This window comes from Paenarthrobacter sp. GQ52, assembly GCF_059759005.1.
Window position 1 is genome coordinate 161,955 of sequence record NZ_JCAXEJ010000008.1, and the last position, 16,408, is coordinate 178,362.

Here is a 16,408-nt window from a genome sequence, read left to right on the forward strand (position 1 = left end):
GTGACGTCGGTTCGACGTAACCGGACGGATCCCTTGGCCGGTGAAGCCCGAGCCCGTTATCGCCGAATCCTGCGTTTTTTCGCATGGCATTTACTGGTCACCTGGTGGTTCGAGTTGTTTCTGCCTCGAGTCGGGCTGCGCCGACTGACTGAGCGCAACCGGGCTCAAAGGATGCGGCGCTTCGCGCAACGCTTCCATGGCCTTGCGGTGGAGCTTGGCGGCCTCATGATCAAGGTGGGCCAGTTCATGTCGTCCAGGCTCGATGTACTCCCGCCGGAGATCACTGCCGAGCTGGAGGGCCTTCAGGACGAAGTTCCGCCGGTCCCGTTCCCGGCCATTCGCGCGCTTGCTGAAGCCGAACTGGGTGCGCCTTTGGAAGCAGTGTTCGCTTCGATCGAGGAGACGCCGATCGCAGCCGCGTCACTCGGCCAGGCCCACCGGGCGAAATTGCTCCCCGGCAACGCCGAAGACACTGGCCTCAGCAGCGTGGTCTTCAAAGTGCAGAGACCGGGCATCGATACCATCGTGGATGTAGATCTCGCTGCCCTGAGGAGAGTGGGTGGCTGGCTTAGCCGCATTCGTATCGTCTCAAACCGTGCCGATGTGCCCGCCCTCATCAAAGAGTTCGCCCAGACCAGTCTGGAGGAAATCGACTACCTGAATGAGGCGGCAAATTCAGAGCGTTTTGCTGCTGACTTCGTCGACGACGCCCGGGTAACCGTGCCGGGGGTGGTGTGGGAACGGACCACGCGCCGCGTGCTCACTTTGGAAGATGTCACAGCCATCAAGATCACTGATGCGGAGTCCCTGCGAATGGCGGGGATCGACCCTGCCTCCGTTGCCCCTGTTTTCGCTTCCGTGATGTTTGACCAGTTGTTCACCAACGGCTTCTTCCATGCCGATCCGCACCCTGGCAATATCTTTGTCACACCCAATGCCGGATCAGCGGAACATCCATGGAAGCTGACGTTCATCGATTTCGGGATGATGGGCGAGGTCCCTGCGAAGACCAGGAGCGGACTGCGTAAACTCCTGATCGCGGCTGCCTCGCGGGATGGAAAGGGCCTCGTCGCCGCCATCAGCGACGTCGGCGTCTTGATGCCCTCGGCTGATACTGCCGAGTTGGAGCGGGCAATGACGCAGCTGTTCGCGCGTTTTGGCGGGATGGGTTTCGCAGAACTTCGCGATGTGGATCCGCGGGAATTCCGTGATTTTGGTGCGGAGTTCGGCAACGTGATCAGATCGCTTCCGTTTCAGTTGCCGGAGAATTTCCTGCTCATCATCCGCGCAATGTCGCTCACGTCGGGGGTATGCAGTTCGCTGGACGCCCGTTTCAATCTTTGGGATTCCGTGGAACCGTATGCGGCACAATTGCTGCGGGATGAGCGCAGCAATCTCGTCAATGACGTCGCTGCACAGGCGTTCGACGCCGCTGCGGTCGCCTTGCGCCTGCCGAAAAGGCTCGACGGGCTGGTCACCAAGCTTGAGGACGGCTCACTGCAGGTATCCAACCGGCGGCTGGAACAACAAATGGCTCGCATTATCGTCTTGCTAAAGCGAGCAGTGGGTGCGCTGATCTTCGGAGCAATGCTGGTGGCTGGATCCGTGATGAGGGCCGACGACCTAGTGCTCGGCAATGTGCTGATGATCGGGTCGGTGGTTCCGCTGCTCTACGGGTTGTGGCCGGGCCGGGGTCATCTGTAAGCCAGCCGTCGTCGTCGTAGAATTGCCCTGTGACTGAGACCCCCACCCCACGTCCCGAGGCCTCCGGCAACATGTCCGGCCCCATCCTGGTGGGGGTGATGCCCGGGCAACATGCCATCGTTGTGGAGCGGGCAGCACAGGTTGCCGCCAGCGCGGGTGTTCCACTGGTCTGCGCCTATGCGGATGTCACGGTGTACCCCGTGGACGGAACAGCGGGCGGTCCGGGCGCCCCGATTGATCCGGATGGGGTTGCCGGAGCCCAAGGCATTCCGGAATCACTGACGGCGACCATTGCCCACCAGCTTGATGGCCTGGACGTCGAGTGGTCCATCGTGCCGCTCGCGGGGGAGCCCGCGCGTGCTCTGGCACGCGAGGCCGGGGATATCGGCGCCTCCATGATCGTGGTGGGTACGCGGGAGCATAAACTGACGGCCGCCCTCAAAGAGCTGACGGCCGGTTCGGTGGCCCGGCATCTGTTCCATCGTCAAGACCTGCCAGTGCTCGTTGTCCCCGTGAACCCCAGGGTCCCGGACGACGATGACGACGACTGAGGCAACAAAGGCACTCCACCGTCAGTGGGGCTTCATCGGCATAGTTGCAGCGGGCGGGGTGTTCGGAGCGCTCGCCCGGTACGGCTTGGGACTGGTGATACCGGCGCCAAATGCTTGGCCGCTTCCCACCCTGGTCATTAATCTCTCCGGCGCGTTGGCACTGGGCGCCCTTCTGGAAGGACTTTCCCGCAGAGGGTCCGACGTCGGTCATCGCCGGGTTTTGCGGCTCGCCTTGGGTACGGGGTTCCTGGGGGCATACACCACCTACAGCACCCTCGCTTTGGACGCAGTTCACTTGTTTACGGTGGGTGAGGCACCTGGAGCTGTCGGATACTTGGCTGTGAGCCTGCTAGGTGGAGCCGCGGCCACGACTGCGGGCATCTGGTTGGGTGCCTGGCACCATCGGCGTGCAACCGGACGCCAACAATGACGGTGGTACTCCTTGCGCTCGCGGGCGGAATCGGCGCAGCTGTCAGGTTCATGGTTGACGGTTTCATGAGGCAGCGCTTCAAGACGGCCCTCCCGTGGGGAACCATCCTGATCAATGTCTCAGGTTCCTTGGCGCTCGGGTTCCTTGCCGGACTGCTGATGCGGGGCCAAGCACCTGAGTCGCTGTTCTTAATCGTGGGAACAGGCTTCCTCGGTGGATACACCACGTTCAGTACGGCAAGCCTGGAGACCATCCGGCTGATTCAAAGTGGCAGGACGGGCCTGGCGCTCATTAACGGCTTGGGATCCATGGCGGCAAGCGTTCTTGCTGCAGCGGCAGGAGTGGGGTTCGGCCTGTTGCTCGCTTGAGCGGTTGATGGCTCCAGCAGTGGCGAAGCTCACCCACAAAAGTGTCATGGCCCGGCTGTAGGATCGAGCCATGGCTAAGAAGACTTTCAATGAGCTGTTGTCCGCCCAGGTCGCCAATGAGTTTGCGGCCTCCCAGCAATACATCGCAGTAGCTGTGTATTTTGATGGCGAAGACTTGCCGCAGCTGGCCCGTCACTTCTATCGCCAGTCCCTCGAAGAGCGCAATCACGCCATGATGATGGTCCAATACATGCTGGACCGCAACGTGCACGTGGAGATCCCGGGTATCGCCCCGGTGCGCAACAACTTCAGCAACGCCAAGGAGCCCATCGCCCTCGCCTTGGAGCAGGAAAAGGAAGTTACCCGGAGCATTGAGGAGATGTTCCGCGTTGCCCGTGCAGAGGGCGATGCTTTGGGTGAGCAGTTCATGCTGTGGTTCCTGAAGGAACAGGTCGAGGAAGTTGCCTCAATGACCACGTTGCTGAACATCACGGAACGTGCCGAGAACCTCTTCGACATCGAGAACTACGTCGCGCGCGAAACCGTAGGCGACGGCGGACACGACACCAGCGCGCCATCGGCCGCCGGCGGGGTCATCTAGGTAGCTGCCTCGGTTAAGTGCCTCAAGGGGCCGCTGGATGCTTAGCTTCCGGCGGCCTCTTCGCTGTCCATGTCCTTGTCCGGATGGGAGCGGCTCAATAAGGACAATCGGCTGGCGATGCGCGCAAGGTGTACCGGCAGGGCAGTGCCGCTAGGCTCAACGTCCCAGTCGAGAGGTCCAGCGCCCACCAGGAACAGCGTGATGTCCTGGTCGTAAAGGACATCCACCACGTTGCTGAACCGCTGCCAAGCAGGCGCGGACGCAGCATCATCGGCCGGCGAGGGAACGTCGTCGATGACCCATGTCCTGAATGTTTCAGCCAAGGCGAGAAAGTCCGATGTCGAGGTCAACCCACCGCACAGTTCCTCAAATCCAACCCACAGGAGATCCGGATCGGAGTTCTTGACCACGATCGGTTGGGTGGTGGGGGTCAAAACGCGGCTTTGCGGGGGCGTTGGCCGGAACAAGCCCAGGCGCCCCAGCTGTCGGGGTGTGCCGGGGGAAATAATGCGGCCTGAGCGGAACGCACCACTATCGGCAGCGGGGTTGGTTCCAGCAACCGGATAGCGACGAAAATCCGAGGCGCCACTGATTTCCACGGTATCCATCATCTCCTTGATCGCCTCGATGGTGGGCAGGAAATGGTCATGCCATAGGGGATTGGGCAGTAAGTCGTCCGTAGAAGCTGTCCATCAGCCAAGTTTTACCGCGGCCGACGGGTCCGTGGAGGTATAGGCTTCGAGGCGGCTTCCGGGGAAGCGCCCGACGGCGGCGGGTTACTTGGGCGCCAAATGCGCCAGTCGCCCGGCTGCTTGCCGCTGGCTGGATTCGAGCTCAAAACCCGACCGCGCGGCGTCGTGCGCCATGCCCTCAACCAAAGTCCTCATGACGTCCCGCGGAGTGCGCGGATCAGGCCTCAGCGGCGGCGTCACAACCAGCCTTTGCGTTTGAAGATGACATACATGAGCAATGCGGCGCCGAACATGAGCCCAACAGCCAGTGGATAGCCAAAGTCCCAATGCAGCTCAGGCATATGGTCGAAGTTCATTCCGTAGACGCCTGCCACGAAGGATGGAGCGAAGAGGATGGCAGCCCACGAGGAGATCTTCTTGACCTGCTCGTTTTGGGCAGCACTGGCCTCGTTCTGGCGGTTGGCGGTCAGCGTGCCGTCAAGGGTGAGGGCGTTCTGGAGGAGATCCCGGAACGAGTTTGCCCTGGAGATCACGCGTTGGACGTGGTCCTCCACGTCCCGGAGGGAGCGCTGCAGCTCGATGTCCACGCCGTACTTTTCGAAGCCCTTCTCCAGGAGCACCATCATGTCCGGCAGGGGATGAATGGCACGCTGGAACTGGATGACTTCGCGGGCGAGCTCATAGATACGGCGGGATACGGCGCTGTCGCCGCTGAAGAGCTGGTCCTCAATCTCGTCAATGTCGTTTTCAAGACCTGCAACCACAGGGGCGTAGTCGTCCACTACTTGGTCCAGGAGAGCGTACAGCACTGCCTCCGGGCCGTGGCGGAGGAGATCCGGGCGTTCCTCCAGCCGCTTGCGCACCCGGGCCACGCCACCGGTTTCGGCATGCCGGATGGTCACCACAAAGTTCGGTCCCGTGAAGACGTGGAGCTCGCCGAACTCCACAGTTTCGGTTTCGTCCAGATACCGCGCCGGACGGAGGACGGTAAACAGATTGTGGTCGTAGCGCTCCAGCTTGGGTCGCTGGTGCGCGGAGACGGCATCTTCCACGGCGAGTTCGTGAAGCCCGAACTCTTCGGCGACGGCGGCCATTTCGCCTTTGGTGGGACGGTAGAGGCCAATCCAAGCCATGCCGCCGTGTTCCGCGAGTGTCTCAAATGTCTGTTCGAGGTTTTGCGGGGTGGCAGTGCGTACGCCGTCTACATATACGGCGTTGTCGATAATGGTCACTGGTTGAACGCTACTGCATGGCCCCGATGATGGCGCCCGCGACGGTCATTGCCACGATGTCGTGGCCGGAGTCGATGAGGGTCACTGCCCATGGGCGCCCGGCGAAGCCGTTATGAATGACATGGCCGCCGGCGCGGAATACCAAGGCAAGGATCAGCGCGAAGAAACCGCCGGCAAGGAAAGTGTTGAGGTCCAGGGCGCTGATGAGGACAGCGACGAGAATGCTGGTCACGGCAGCTGCCACCATCATGGGAACCCAGATGCCTGCGCCGCCTTCAATGTTCTTGAGGTCGTCTTCGGTTTTGCCGATTGCCTGCATCCACTTCCGACCCAGTACAGCCGGCATGTACCAGACGAAGCCGATCACCATGCTTGAAACGAAGGCCAGAAGTACGGCGAGCCAGTTGATCTGGGAGATGTGTGAGAGCCAATCCATGCCTAAAAGCCTAGTGCGTTCAGGCCTCTGGGCTTGCGCTCCGGCCTTCTTGCCTGGACCGTGTTGGTGTTGCAGCCATTCTCCCGATGAGGGGCTCAGTGCGGTACGGGATATGGGTGTGCAGGGCCAACACTGTTTCGGTCCTGATGACTCCCTTGGTACGGAGTACTGACCGCAAAGCTGACTGGAGGTTGTGTGTATCCGTTGCCACCACGCGGCACCACAGATCGCCGCGGCCGGAGATTTCATGGACCTCCAACACTTGGGGGATCAGGCGCAAGGCGCCGATGACGCCGTCGAGTTCCCGGTGGGTGACTTCAATCGTGACGAAAGCGACGACGTCGTAGCCCACCTTTTCGAGGTCCACTTCCCGCCCAGCGGCTTGCAGCACGCCTGAACGGAGAAGGCGCTTGACCCTGCTTTGGGCTGTATTGCGTGCTATGCCCAGTTCGTCGCTTAACTCCGCGATCTGGATGCGGGGGTCTTTGATCAGTTCCAAGAGGATCTTCAGGTCCAGGGGGTCAAGGGTGTTCAAATGGTCACTCCAGCTCACTTGGCTCGTACTACTTTGAGTATTCTGCTCAATTCTTGCATTCTGATAGCCCTCAAAGATCAGTGCTACGGCATTCTATTGCCATCACTACATAGCTGGGCTGCAATTCTCACAAGGAAACAAACAGTCCGGCCACCGAGTCCGAAGGCATGGAAAATGACTGTCTTGAGCGAACTCCGCATGCGTCCGGTTACCGCCGAACGCTGGGGATGGGATGCCTCCACCACTGCCAGGTTGGTCCTGGCCGGGGTTGTAATCTTTACGCTGCTGGTCGGTGCCAACCTGGCTACGCCCTTGTACCCCTTGCTGCAAGCCAGGATCGGCATGTCTTCGCTCGGCGTGACGGTTGCGTTCTCCAGCTACGTTCTCGCACTCGTAGCCGTTCTCATGGTGGCGGGCCATTGGTCGGACCACATCGGGCGGAGGGCAGCGCTGGTGCTCGCTGTCCTCGTCGGTTTGGCGGGAGGCGTCATCTTCGCGAACGCGGACACTCTCATCACCTTGTCCCTGGGCCGGGCGCTGCAAGGCGTGGCGGTTGGACTAGCCACGGGAGCCAGTTCCGCTGCACTGCGCGAATTACTGCCCCAGCGGCCCGACTGGGCGTCCCGCTTTACGTTGCTTTCCTCTGCCGGCGGCGTGGCCGCGGGCCCCGCAATCGGTGGTCTCTTGTCGCTCCTGCCGGACCCGACGCGCACTCCGTACTATGTGCACTCCGCGGTATTGGTAGCTGCCCTCATTCCCTTGTGGCTGCTGAAAGCCAGGCCAGCCATCGCGCCGGCGGAAGGACCGAAGCCACTGAAGGTCCTTGCCCCCCGGAAACCGTCCATATCGCATGATGCGCGCGGAGCATTCTGGATGGCTTCGGCTACCGGGTTCCTGAGTTTCGCGGTGTTCGGTTTCTGCCTGTCCTTGGCGCCCGGGTATTTCGCCAGCGTTGTCCACGCCGATTCCAGGCCGCTGATCGGACTGCTTGCCGGCGTCACTTTGGGCGCTTCAGCCCTGAGCCAACTGCTGGGTGCACGCGGACGTTTCGTTGTCCCCGTGGCGCTTGCCGTACTGGGGGTCTCGGTTGTTTTGGTGGGAGCCGCCGCAGCATGGTCCAGCCCCTGGTTGCTGGTGGCAGCAAGCATCACCGCCGGAGTGGGACAAGGGATTGCTTTTCGACAGGTATTCAACGAAGTGGCCGGGAAAGTGGAAGCCGCCCGCCACGCCCAAGTCATCAGCACCGTCTACGTCATCACTTATCTGGGGAGTGCTGTTCCGGTGATTGGGCTGGGGCTGGCTGTCTCGGCGCTCGGCCTGCAGCCCGCCGTCGTGGGTTTCACTGCTTTGTGCGGCCTGGCTGCCTTGTCGCTTGCGGCGGTGTCCCTTCGAAGCGCCTTGCGTTCCTGAGCTGCTCCGTTTATTCGGGCAGCGGTCCCCGGTTGCCGGGAATGTGCTGGAACACCATGGTGGTTTCCGTGTGACCCACCACGGGATCGGTGGCGAGGTTGTCCAGGAGCCAGTTGCGGAGGTCGTCCGTATTGGCGACGGCGATGTGCAGCAGGTAGTCCACTGAACCGGTGGTGTGGAAAGTGGAAATTACGGCCGGGAGTTTGGGAACCCGCGCCGTAAAGCGGTCGATTTGGTCACGGTCATGGGCGCGGAGGCGAACCGCAATGAGGGCCTGAACAGAACGGCCGATGGCCGGCAGGCTCAAGATCGCTTCAAATCCCTCAATGATTCCCCGTTCGGAGAGCGCCCTGGTGCGCATCAGGGCAGTGGAGGGGGCGATTCCTACAAGTTCAGCCAGCTGCTTGTTGGAGATCCGGGCGTCGTCCACCAACGCGGCGAGGATTCGTTCGTCGATCGCGTCGAGCGGCTCTGCGCTGCCCGGGCTTGACCGAACATTCTTCGTGGGGTTGCTCACGGATCCTCCTGAAATTGCCTCTTGTCCATCCTAATCCGTGAAATCTTCAGGTGACTATCGTTTGGCGGGGCGTCGGCGGGCCCATCTCCGATCAAGCCGTTGGAGAGGCTCACTAAGCAGCATCACCAGCAGCGGCCAGTTTCCTGCGCCCGGAATGACAAGGGCCAGAACAAGCGCCAACAGGAAAAGTCCGGAAACGATGCCGCTCGCTCGAATTCCTGACACCGCATCAGCGTCATCCATGGTGTGGAGATCGGGGTGGGTCCGCAAATAGGCACGGGCCAGAAGGAGCATGAGGCTGGTGGCGAACAGGGTTCCAATGTAGACAAGGGGCTGCGCCCAGTCAGACTGCATCTGGGTGGACAGTGATGTGGCCACGGGCATCACCACAATGGTGAACATCCATGCCACCGTCAGCCACAACAAGCCCGGGTCCACGCGCTTGACGCTGCGGAACAGCTTGTGGTGGTGCACCCAAAAAACGGCAATCAGGATGAAGCTTAGGACAAACCCGAGCAGGGCATACTGTTCTTCCGCCAACCACTCGGCCGTTGTGCCATCGTGGTCCGCCAGTTCACCCACACTCTCCATGAGGGGCAGGATCAACAACGTCAAAGCAATCGCCACCACGGCATCCGTAAACGCCTGCAAACGCTCCGGCGACGACAGTTCCCGGCTTTTCGTGACCTGTGTCATGCCTCCGATTGTAGGGGCAGCCCCGCTGAAATCAGCGGGAGTTTAGCCGTGGGCGGTGCACTATCAAGGTGACTGCCGCCGTCGTACATGACAGTGCGATGACGCTCAACGCCAAAGCCGGCCACCCAAACGCCTGAAAGGCAAGCCCGCCGGCCCAACCGATGACGCTGGAACCCAGGTAGTAGGACAGGTTGTAAAGGGACGCTGCTTGTGCCCGGCCAGTGGTGGCAATAGCTCCTGTCCATCCGGACCCAACGCTATGGGCTGCGAAGAAGCCGCCAGTGAAGATCACCAGGCCGGCAAGGGTGGCTGCGAGGTTCTCCACCAACGTCATTGCCAAACCTGCCGACATGATGGCTATCCCAGCCACCAGGACGTTCCGTCGACCGAACCTGGTGGTCAGCCCCGCGGCCCATCGTGAGCTGATGGTCCCGGATAGGTACGCAAGGAAAATTAGGCTGACTACGGTGGCAGGAAGTCCAAAAGGTTCGGCATGCAATCGGAATCCGAGGTAGTTGTAAACGGCAACAAAGCCACCCATGAGCAGGAAGGCCTGCAGATACAGCGACACCAACTTGGGATTACTCGAGTGCCGACCGAGGGTTCGCAGGGCGCCACGAAATCCCATGGGCGGGGCGGGACTGAACCGGCGTTGCTTGGGAACAAGAACCAGGAACAAGACTGCTGAAACGGTGGCCAGCAGGGAAACAGCCAGCGCCGCGGCGCGCCACCCCCAAAGTTCTCCAACAGGTCCGGCGACCAAACGCCCGGCCAAACCACCCAAGGTAGTTCCGGCAACGTAGGTTCCAGCGGCGAGGGCGGTATGGATTTTAGTAACTTCCTCATTGAGGTAGGCGATGGCGATGGCCGGGATTCCGCCCAGGGCCATACCTTCCAGAGTTCGGAGCCCCAACAGCCAGGGCACTGTGGGTGCCAGAGGCACCAGCAACCCTAAGAGCGTGGCGACGGCGATGCCGATGGCCATGGCGCGGACCCGGCCAATCCTGTCGGCCACAAAGGACCACGGCAGCACAGTGACTGCCAAGCCCACAGTGGCGAGGGAAATGCTCAAGGCCGCTTCGGCCGCCGTGATCCGGAGGTCCGCGGCCATGAGTGGAAGTACGGCCTGCGTGGAGTACAACTGCGCGAAGGTCGCAACCCCGGCAAGCGCCAAAGCGGCCAGGACGCGACTATAACCGCGGGAACCTTTGACGTGTCCGTCCCAGGAGTCGGTGCTGGGTTTGGAGGTTGCTTTGCTCACCGAGCCAGATTAGGGCTGGGTGGACACCATGTTCCAATGCATAGGTCACTTAGGATTGATGCAATAGTGCATGAATTGATCCTGCCAATAATGGAGCTTTATGGAACCCGATCACCAACAGCTCGTTCAACTGCTCCCTCTGCTGCCTGTCTTGGCGGAACTTGGCCGGACGGAACACATGACTGAAACAGCCGAGATCCTCGGCGTTCCACAGTCGACAGTGAGCAGGGCCGTTGCACGGGCCAGCGCCATCGTGGGGATGGACCTGCTGATCCGCGAGGGTCGTGGCATTCGCCTGACACCGGCCGCGCGGACGCTGCTGCCCTACATCGAAGCAGCGCTGGAGGACTTCCAAGCCGGGCTGGACAGGGTGCGGCACGAATCTGACGTTGTGAGGGGCAGGATCGGGGTTTCGTTCCAACACACCTTCGGTGAAGCCACCCTTCCCTTGCTCATCAGCGCCTTCCGCGCACACCACCCGCACACTGTGTTCGAACTCTGGCAGGGTCCACGCGACGATTGCCTGAGGCAGCTGGCTAACGGGGACATGGATTTCGCGTTGACGGCACCCATCGCGCCGGAGGGGCGGGGTATTCGTGCTCTGCCTTTGTACCGCGAGCCATTGCGCGCGGTGCTGCACTACCGGCACCCTCTGGCCGGAAGGTCCAGCGTCCGCCTCTCCGAACTCCGGCACGAACCGTACATCACCCTCCCGGAGGGGGTGGGCCTTCGGGCGTTGGGCGAAGCGCTCCTGCGCGAAGCCGGATTCAGGCCGCGGATTGCTTTTGAAGTCCAGGAGTCCACCTTTGCCCGTGGATTGGTCTCGGCCGGGCTGGGCTTTAGCATCCTGCCGCCAGCGGGACCCGGTTCAGGGACCGGCCAGTTCCTTCCTGAGGCCGAACTTGGGCTCGTTGAAGTGGCTATCGAATCGGACCTGGCATTCCGGCAGATCGGTATCGCTTGGAGGGAGCGGAGTTTCGAACCGGACGCCGTCAGGCTGTTCCGGGAACTCGTGGTCACCGAGGGCGGCGACTTGCTCGCCGAACTTGTCAGAGCCCGTTCAGGAACTCCCTGACCACGTCTTTCGCAGATCCTTCCCTGGCCTGCTGCCAGCCGGTCCCTGCCCACAGGTTGAGGCGATGGGGATCACCTGCCGCGGATGATGCAGCCCGGACAGGGCTGGTGAGGTGGTGGATGGCCGGATAACCCTCCGGCGCGTCCTGATGGTCGCGGATGAATTCATTGACCAGCGACCGTGCCCATCGCCCCGTGAATGCCCGGGTCATTGCTGTCTCCGTAAATCCGGGGTCACCCAGCGCGTCCTTGTGCGGTTTCCGTGCACCGCTCTCGTCAGTCCGAACCAGGGCGGTCCCGACTTGCGCTGCTACCGCGCCAGCGGCCAGCACGTCGCGCAGCACTGCGGTATTCATGATGGCTCCGGCAGCGATGAGGGGAAGTCCGACGGCGGCGCGCACCTGGGCCACCAGCTCCGCCGTCGTACGGGCTGCTGGTCCCTGCGGGCCAGGCAGGAAGGCTGCCGTGTGTCCGCCCGCGGAGCTGTGCTGCACTGCGATGGCATCGGGGCCCTCTTCTGCAGCCGCAAGAGCCTCGTCCACACTGGTAACACTGGAAATGACCCGGCTGCCTGCTTTTTGCAGGGCCTGGACCACCGGCTTTCCCGGCAGGCCGAAAGCGAAGCTCACGAACTCCACGGGGTCGGCCAGCAGGGCATCGATCTTGTCCTGCCAGGCGTCGTCGTCATCGAGCCGGAGGGGAGGTAGCGTCACGCCGTAACGGGCCGCTTCGGGTTTCAGCTCCGCCCGGTATGCCTCAAGTTCCGCCCGTGCTTCAGGACCGGGCGGGAGCTGGCTTGGGTCCGGTACGAACACGTTCATGCCAAACGGAATATTAAGTTCCCGCGTGGCAGCAATTTCAGCCGTCATGGCTTCGGGGCTCTTGTAGCCGGCAGCGATGAAACCCAGTCCACCACCCTCATGAACTGCTTTCACCAACGCCGGCGTGGACGTTCCCCCGGCCATGGGAGCTGCAACAAACGGTGTACCAATCAGGGATTCAGGCATGTGCGGTTTCTCCTCCGGACGCTCCAAGCTAGTCTTTCACGGTGAACAATCCTGACTCTGCCACGCATTCCCACGCCGCCCCGGAAGCCGTGAGCGGCACTGTCATCGGCCTCGACATCGGCGGCACGAAAACCCGCGGCGTGCGGTTCCACAACGGATCGCCGGTCCGGGATGAGAGCGCAGGCAGCTCCAACGTCCAAAATGTTAGCCGGGACGTGGCCGCAGCGAACCTCGCTGAGTTGTTCGGGAAAATCGGTGGGGGCCACATTGACCAGGTGTACGCCGGTGCAGGGGGGATCGATACGGACGAAGACGCCCAGGCGCTCGCCGACCTCATCGCACCGCACGCCCCAGGCGCCCGCATCACGGTGGTTCACGATTCACGGCTGTTGCTGGCGGCTGGGGGAGCGGGCACGGGCGTCGCGGTCATTGCCGGGACCGGCTCGGCCGCGTGGGGAAAGAACGACGCCGGCGAGGAAGCCCGGGCAGGTGGCTGGGGCTATCTCCTGGGCGACGAAGGAAGCGGCTACTGGCTGGGGCGCGAGGCCGTCCGGCACAGCCTGCGCCGGATGAACCAGGGCCTGGAGCCTGACCGGCTCAGCCGTGCACTGTTGGACTCCGTCGGTGTGGAGGAACCCGGCAAGCTGATCGCACTGTTCCACTCCCCGGACACCGGCCGCCGCTACTGGGCGCAGCAGGCCCGGTTGGTAGTGGAAGCCGCCGACGCCGGTGACGAAACAAGTCAGGCACTAGTGGAGCAAGCAGGCCGCGACCTGGCTGAACTCGCCGAACAGGCCGTTCGCCAATTGGGCCTGGACGGTCCAGTGATCCTCGGCAGCGGACTCGGCATGAACGTCCCGCGGCTCCAGGAAGCGTTCAAGGCCAGGCTGGCCCAAAACGGCATTACTGATGTGCGCATTCTTCAACAGGATCCCGTGTTCGGCGTCCCGCGGCTCGTAGCGGAGCAGCGGGGTTAACCGTACAAAACTTAGCCGCGGGTTCGTGGCCGTAGCTTGACGCCCGGGAGCGGCGGGGCGGGAATGCGGCCAGCCTCCGGTCCTGCGTCAGGACCATGCCCGGGGACGAAGCCGAAGCGTGAGCTGGCGGCAGCGTCGTCGTCGAGCGATCCTTCGGTTTCCCACTCCTCACGGGCCTTTTCCACTTCCTCATGCGTCCTGCCCACGAAGTTCCACCACATGAGCAGGTCTTCGCCGAACGGTTCGCCGCCGAGGAGCATGAAGCGGGTGTCCGGTTGCGCTTGGACGGCAAGGCTGGACCTGCCGGCCCCCAAGTAGGCCAGGGGACCAGCCTCGATGTCCTGGCCATCGATCACGACGTGGCCATCCAGGACCAGTACGGCGTGCTCAAAATCGGGCCGCAAGGGCAATTCGAGGGACCCCGTGCCCGTGATGTCGGCTCCAACAATCGGGCTGAACATCGTGGCGGGGGAGCGCTGTCCGGCAAATTCGCCCACCATCACGGTGGCCGTAAAGCCTTCGCCCACCGCTACCGGCAGGTCCCTCACCTGTTCAAATGACGGCGCACGGTGCCTGTGCTCGTCCGGAAGGGCAACCCACAGCTGGAGTCCTCGGGACATCGGAATTTCTTCCACCAGTGGACTGGACCCGGTCTCGGTAGTGGCCGGAAGGACGGAGAACTCGGAATGGGAGATGCCATGGCCTGCCGTCATGATGTTCAGCTCGCCGGGCCGGACCACTACATCGCTGCCTACGCTGTCGCGGTGCCGTACGGCGCCTTCCAGGGGCCATGTGACAGTTTGAAGTCCGCAGTGTGGGTGGGGGAGTACGCTCATGGCCACCCGGTCGGGCCCGAAACTGTCCAGGAAACACCAGGCACCCACAGTCGGTAGACCTCGCTGGGGCAGCGTCCGCATGACGTTCATGGCGCGCACGCCACCCAGGGGAACCTCACGCTCGGGCCACAGCTGAACGCAAGGACCTTGACCTTCCGGCGCCGCGGGGCACACTTCCTGTGCGGGGGAAGTATCAAGATTGGTCATGTGATCATCACCTGTGCATAAATGTTGGAAATTGAGCTAATCTGTTCCACGTGAACAACGCCCTCCTGAGCTACCGAGACGCCGTCCTTTACCGTTCGGGTGAACCGTATCGCATCCTCGCCGGAGCCATCCACTACTTCCGTGTACACCCGGACCTGTGGCAGGACCGGCTGCGTCGACTTAAAGCGATGGGCGCTAACACGGTGGACACATATGTTGCCTGGAACTTCCACCAGCCTACGCGCGATGAGGCGCCGGACTTCAGTGGCTGGCGGGACTTGGGCCATTTCATTGACCTGGCGGCCGAGGAGGGGCTCGACGTCATTGTCCGCCCTGGCCCGTATATCTGCGCCGAGTGGGACAACGGTGGCTTCCCCGCCTGGCTGACCGGCGTTCCCGGCATCGGCCTGCGCTGCATGGACCCGGAATTCACGGGTGCCATCGAGGAGTGGTTCGATCAGCTCCTCCCGATCATCGCCTCACGGCAGGCGTCAGCGGGCGGTCCTGTGGTGGCCGTTCAGATTGAAAACGAATACGGCAGCTACGGCGACGATCACGAGTACATCCGCTGGAACCGACGCGTCCTGGAGGATCGCGGCATCAGTGAGCTCCTGTTCACGGCCGACGGCGGCACGGACTATTTCCTTGACGGCGGTTCCATCGGGGGAACCTGGGCGACGGCAACGCTGGGAAGCCGGGGCGACGAAGCGGTGGCCACATGGCAGCGACGCCGGCCCGGCGAGCCGTTCTTCAACGTTGAGTTCTGGGGCGGCTGGTTCGACCACTGGGGCGAACACCATCACCGCCGGGACGCCGAGGACGCCGCGTTGGAAGCACGCAAGATGCTCGATCTCGGTGGCTCACTCTGCGCCTATATGGCCCACGGCGGGACTAACTTCGGCCTCACTTCCGGCAGCAATCACGATGGCACCATGCTGCAGCCGACGGTTACCAGCTACGACTCAGACGCGCCCATCGCAGAGAACGGGGCCCTGACGCCCAAGTTCCATGCTTTCCGCAGGGAGTTCTTCCGGGCGCAGGGCGTAGAGAAGCTACCCGACCTCCCTCAGGAGTTGCTGGCTGACGCACCGGTACTTCCGGCGCAGTCCCTGCCTTTGACCGCGGGCCCGGACCTGCTGGAGCTTGTGCGGGAAGCCGGCAAACCTGTCAGCAGCGTGAGGCCACTTAGCTTCGAGCAGCTGGGACTCGACGCGGGCATGATCCTCTACGCCGCCGAAGCCATCCTTCCTGGCCGCCCGGACGCTCCCTCGGAGAGCCGGCTGAAGATCACTGGCCTGAATGACCGTGCCTACGTGTGGGTGGACGGCACCTTTGCTGGTGTCCTGGACGACGTCAACGGTTCCGAGGGGTTGCCCGTCAGCGGCACGGGCATCCCCGCCAAGCTTGAGATCCTGGTGGAGAACCTCGGCCGCATCAACTACGGACCTCTGACGGGTCATGGGAAGGGAATTCTGGGCGGCGTCCTCGTCAACCAGCGCTACACCTTCCACTGGACGCAGACACCTGTTGCACTCGCAGACTGGACGCAGGAAGACCTTGAGGGGTTGGCAGGCGTCGACTTCGAGGTCCGGGAACCGGCCGACACTTACATTGCCTTGCCCGACTCGGGGAAGGGCTTCGTCTGGCTCAATGGCTTCCTCCTGGGCAGGTACTGGGATAAGGGCCCACAGGTGACGCTCTACGCACCGGCTCCTTTGCTTAAAACCGGCCGAAACAGCATTAAGGTGCTGGAACTCGGGAAACCAGGGACCGTCGTCGAACTTCGCGAAGCGCCTGACTTGGGTCCGGAAGAAGCAGGTCCGATCTCGGCGGCCGAGCTTCCGTAGAGTCCGGCCCGAGGATTTATGCTGACT

Annotated in this window: 20 protein-coding genes; 9 read left to right on the forward strand and 11 right to left on the reverse strand. The window is 62.4% G+C overall.

Annotated elements, in window-relative coordinates; genetic code table 11:
• The 5 genes from AC6CH8_RS13075 to AC6CH8_RS13095 all read left to right on the forward strand — a co-directional run bounded on the left by AC6CH8_RS13075 (window position 1) and on the right by AC6CH8_RS13095 (window position 3,654).
• Entirely contained in the window at window positions 1-1,704 is a 1,704-nt protein-coding gene (locus tag AC6CH8_RS13075) for an ABC1 kinase family protein (protein WP_498190964.1), read from the forward strand.
• A gap of 29 nt (window positions 1,705-1,733) precedes the next feature.
• Window positions 1,734-2,255, forward strand: coding sequence for a universal stress protein (locus AC6CH8_RS13080; protein WP_498190966.1), 522 nt, complete (start codon window positions 1,734-1,736; stop codon window positions 2,253-2,255).
• Window positions 2,242-2,685, forward strand: coding sequence for a fluoride efflux transporter FluC (locus AC6CH8_RS13085; RefSeq protein ID WP_498190968.1), 444 nt, complete (start codon window positions 2,242-2,244; stop codon window positions 2,683-2,685). Before AC6CH8_RS13080 ends, AC6CH8_RS13085 begins: the two co-directional genes overlap by 14 nt.
• The gene (gene crcB, locus AC6CH8_RS13090; RefSeq protein ID WP_091468848.1) at window positions 2,682-3,053 is read left to right on the forward strand and encodes a fluoride efflux transporter CrcB; all 372 of its coding nucleotides are present in this window, start codon (window positions 2,682-2,684) and stop codon (window positions 3,051-3,053) included. Before AC6CH8_RS13085 ends, crcB begins: the two co-directional genes overlap by 4 nt.
• 70 nt (window positions 3,054-3,123) lie before the next feature.
• Complete coding sequence (locus tag AC6CH8_RS13095) at window positions 3,124-3,654, forward strand: ferritin (RefSeq protein WP_091468845.1); 531 nt, start codon at window positions 3,124-3,126, stop codon at window positions 3,652-3,654.
• Window positions 3,655-3,695: 41 nt separating this feature from the next.
• Here the strand turns inward: AC6CH8_RS13095 and zapE (AC6CH8_RS13100) are convergent, their stop codons facing one another.
• From zapE (AC6CH8_RS13100) to AC6CH8_RS13125, 6 genes are read right to left on the reverse strand one after another with little or no spacing between them, the layout of a single operon-like run.
• The gene (gene zapE, locus AC6CH8_RS13100; RefSeq protein WP_498190971.1) at window positions 3,696-4,262 is read right to left on the reverse strand and encodes an AFG1/ZapE family ATPase; all 567 of its coding nucleotides are present in this window, start codon (window positions 4,260-4,262) and stop codon (window positions 3,696-3,698) included.
• A gap of 37 nt (window positions 4,263-4,299) precedes the next feature.
• Window positions 4,300-4,482, reverse strand: a complete 183-nt coding sequence (gene zapE / locus AC6CH8_RS13105) for an AFG1/ZapE family ATPase (RefSeq protein ID WP_498191001.1) — start codon at window positions 4,480-4,482, stop codon at window positions 4,300-4,302.
• Window positions 4,431-4,586: a hypothetical protein gene (locus AC6CH8_RS13110; RefSeq protein WP_498190972.1), complete on the reverse strand. Its 156-nt coding sequence runs from the start codon at window positions 4,584-4,586 to the stop codon at window positions 4,431-4,433. Before AC6CH8_RS13110 ends, zapE (AC6CH8_RS13105) begins: the two co-directional genes overlap by 52 nt.
• On the reverse strand, window positions 4,583-5,578 hold the full coding sequence (gene corA, locus AC6CH8_RS13115; RefSeq protein WP_498190974.1) for a magnesium/cobalt transporter CorA: 996 nt from the start codon (window positions 5,576-5,578) through the stop codon (window positions 4,583-4,585). Before corA ends, AC6CH8_RS13110 begins: the two co-directional genes overlap by 4 nt.
• A 10-nt stretch (window positions 5,579-5,588) precedes the next feature.
• Complete coding sequence (locus AC6CH8_RS13120; protein ID WP_364307047.1) at window positions 5,589-6,014, reverse strand: DUF1761 domain-containing protein; 426 nt, start codon at window positions 6,012-6,014, stop codon at window positions 5,589-5,591.
• A gap of 19 nt (window positions 6,015-6,033) precedes the next feature.
• On the reverse strand, window positions 6,034-6,549 hold the full coding sequence (locus tag AC6CH8_RS13125) for an Lrp/AsnC family transcriptional regulator (RefSeq protein WP_091468835.1): 516 nt from the start codon (window positions 6,547-6,549) through the stop codon (window positions 6,034-6,036).
• Window positions 6,550-6,723: 174 nt separating this feature from the next.
• Here AC6CH8_RS13125 and AC6CH8_RS13130 point away from each other — a divergent pair, with 174 nt between their 5' ends.
• Entirely contained in the window at window positions 6,724-7,959 is a 1,236-nt protein-coding gene (locus AC6CH8_RS13130; protein WP_091468834.1) for an MFS transporter, read from the forward strand.
• A gap of 10 nt (window positions 7,960-7,969) precedes the next feature.
• Here AC6CH8_RS13130 and AC6CH8_RS13135 read toward each other — a convergent pair whose 3' ends face one another.
• From AC6CH8_RS13135 to AC6CH8_RS13145, 3 genes are read right to left on the reverse strand one after another with little or no spacing between them, the layout of a single operon-like run.
• Complete coding sequence (locus tag AC6CH8_RS13135) at window positions 7,970-8,476, reverse strand: Lrp/AsnC family transcriptional regulator (RefSeq protein WP_364307051.1); 507 nt, start codon at window positions 8,474-8,476, stop codon at window positions 7,970-7,972.
• Window positions 8,477-8,530: 54 nt separating this feature from the next.
• On the reverse strand, window positions 8,531-9,172 hold the full coding sequence (locus AC6CH8_RS13140) for a TMEM175 family protein (RefSeq protein WP_091468831.1): 642 nt from the start codon (window positions 9,170-9,172) through the stop codon (window positions 8,531-8,533).
• Between the two features lie 31 nt (window positions 9,173-9,203).
• Window positions 9,204-10,433: an MFS transporter gene (locus tag AC6CH8_RS13145; RefSeq protein WP_364307054.1), complete on the reverse strand. Its 1,230-nt coding sequence runs from the start codon at window positions 10,431-10,433 to the stop codon at window positions 9,204-9,206.
• A 100-nt stretch (window positions 10,434-10,533) separates the two neighbouring features.
• Here AC6CH8_RS13145 and AC6CH8_RS13150 point away from each other — a divergent pair, with 100 nt between their 5' ends.
• The gene (locus AC6CH8_RS13150; protein ID WP_498190978.1) at window positions 10,534-11,508 is read left to right on the forward strand and encodes a LysR family transcriptional regulator; all 975 of its coding nucleotides are present in this window, start codon (window positions 10,534-10,536) and stop codon (window positions 11,506-11,508) included.
• On the opposite strand, the gene AC6CH8_RS13155 is transcribed toward AC6CH8_RS13150, so the two are convergent.
• Window positions 11,483-12,514 carry a nitronate monooxygenase gene (locus tag AC6CH8_RS13155; protein WP_420178559.1) on the reverse strand — a complete coding sequence of 344 codons (1,032 nt, stop codon included), beginning with the start codon at window positions 12,512-12,514 and terminating at the stop codon, window positions 11,483-11,485. The genes AC6CH8_RS13150 and AC6CH8_RS13155 overlap by 26 nt on opposite strands.
• Window positions 12,515-12,555: 41 nt before the next feature.
• On the opposite strand from AC6CH8_RS13155, the gene AC6CH8_RS13160 reads away from it, so the two are divergent.
• Window positions 12,556-13,491: an N-acetylglucosamine kinase gene (locus AC6CH8_RS13160; RefSeq protein ID WP_420178558.1), complete on the forward strand. Its 936-nt coding sequence runs from the start codon at window positions 12,556-12,558 to the stop codon at window positions 13,489-13,491.
• An 11-nt stretch (window positions 13,492-13,502) separates the two neighbouring features.
• Here AC6CH8_RS13160 and AC6CH8_RS13165 read toward each other — a convergent pair whose 3' ends face one another.
• Window positions 13,503-14,534 carry a pirin family protein gene (locus AC6CH8_RS13165; protein ID WP_420178557.1) on the reverse strand — a complete coding sequence of 344 codons (1,032 nt, stop codon included), beginning with the start codon at window positions 14,532-14,534 and terminating at the stop codon, window positions 13,503-13,505.
• Between the two features lie 50 nt (window positions 14,535-14,584).
• Between AC6CH8_RS13165 and AC6CH8_RS13170 the strand changes: the two genes are divergently transcribed.
• Window positions 14,585-16,381 (forward strand): glycoside hydrolase family 35 protein, encoded by a 1,797-nt coding sequence (locus AC6CH8_RS13170; RefSeq protein ID WP_498190981.1) that lies wholly within the window; start codon window positions 14,585-14,587, stop codon window positions 16,379-16,381.
• Window positions 16,382-16,408: the final 27 nt, after the last annotated feature.

What these genes read in the sequence shown, in the direction of transcription:
- AC6CH8_RS13085 (WP_498190968.1), top strand. Translation starts at nt 2,242, where the DNA reads ATGACGACGACTGAGGCAACAAAGGCACTCCACCGTCAGTGGGGCTTC.
- crcB (WP_091468848.1), top strand. Translation starts at nt 2,682, where the DNA reads ATGACGGTGGTACTCCTTGCGCTCGCGGGCGGAATCGGCGCAGCTGTC.
- AC6CH8_RS13095 (WP_091468845.1), top strand. Translation starts at nt 3,124, where the DNA reads ATGGCTAAGAAGACTTTCAATGAGCTGTTGTCCGCCCAGGTCGCCAAT.
- zapE (WP_498190971.1), bottom strand. Translation starts at nt 4,262, where the DNA reads ATGGATACCGTGGAAATCAGTGGCGCCTCGGATTTTCGTCGCTATCCG.
- AC6CH8_RS13120 (WP_364307047.1), bottom strand. Translation starts at nt 6,014, where the DNA reads ATGGATTGGCTCTCACACATCTCCCAGATCAACTGGCTCGCCGTACTT.
- AC6CH8_RS13130 (WP_091468834.1), top strand. Translation starts at nt 6,724, where the DNA reads ATGACTGTCTTGAGCGAACTCCGCATGCGTCCGGTTACCGCCGAACGC.
- AC6CH8_RS13140 (WP_091468831.1), bottom strand. Translation starts at nt 9,172, where the DNA reads ATGACACAGGTCACGAAAAGCCGGGAACTGTCGTCGCCGGAGCGTTTG.
- AC6CH8_RS13150 (WP_498190978.1), top strand. Translation starts at nt 10,534, where the DNA reads ATGGAACCCGATCACCAACAGCTCGTTCAACTGCTCCCTCTGCTGCCT.
- AC6CH8_RS13155 (WP_420178559.1), bottom strand. Translation starts at nt 12,514, where the DNA reads ATGCCTGAATCCCTGATTGGTACACCGTTTGTTGCAGCTCCCATGGCC.
- AC6CH8_RS13165 (WP_420178557.1), bottom strand. Translation starts at nt 14,534, where the DNA reads ATGACCAATCTTGATACTTCCCCCGCACAGGAAGTGTGCCCCGCGGCG.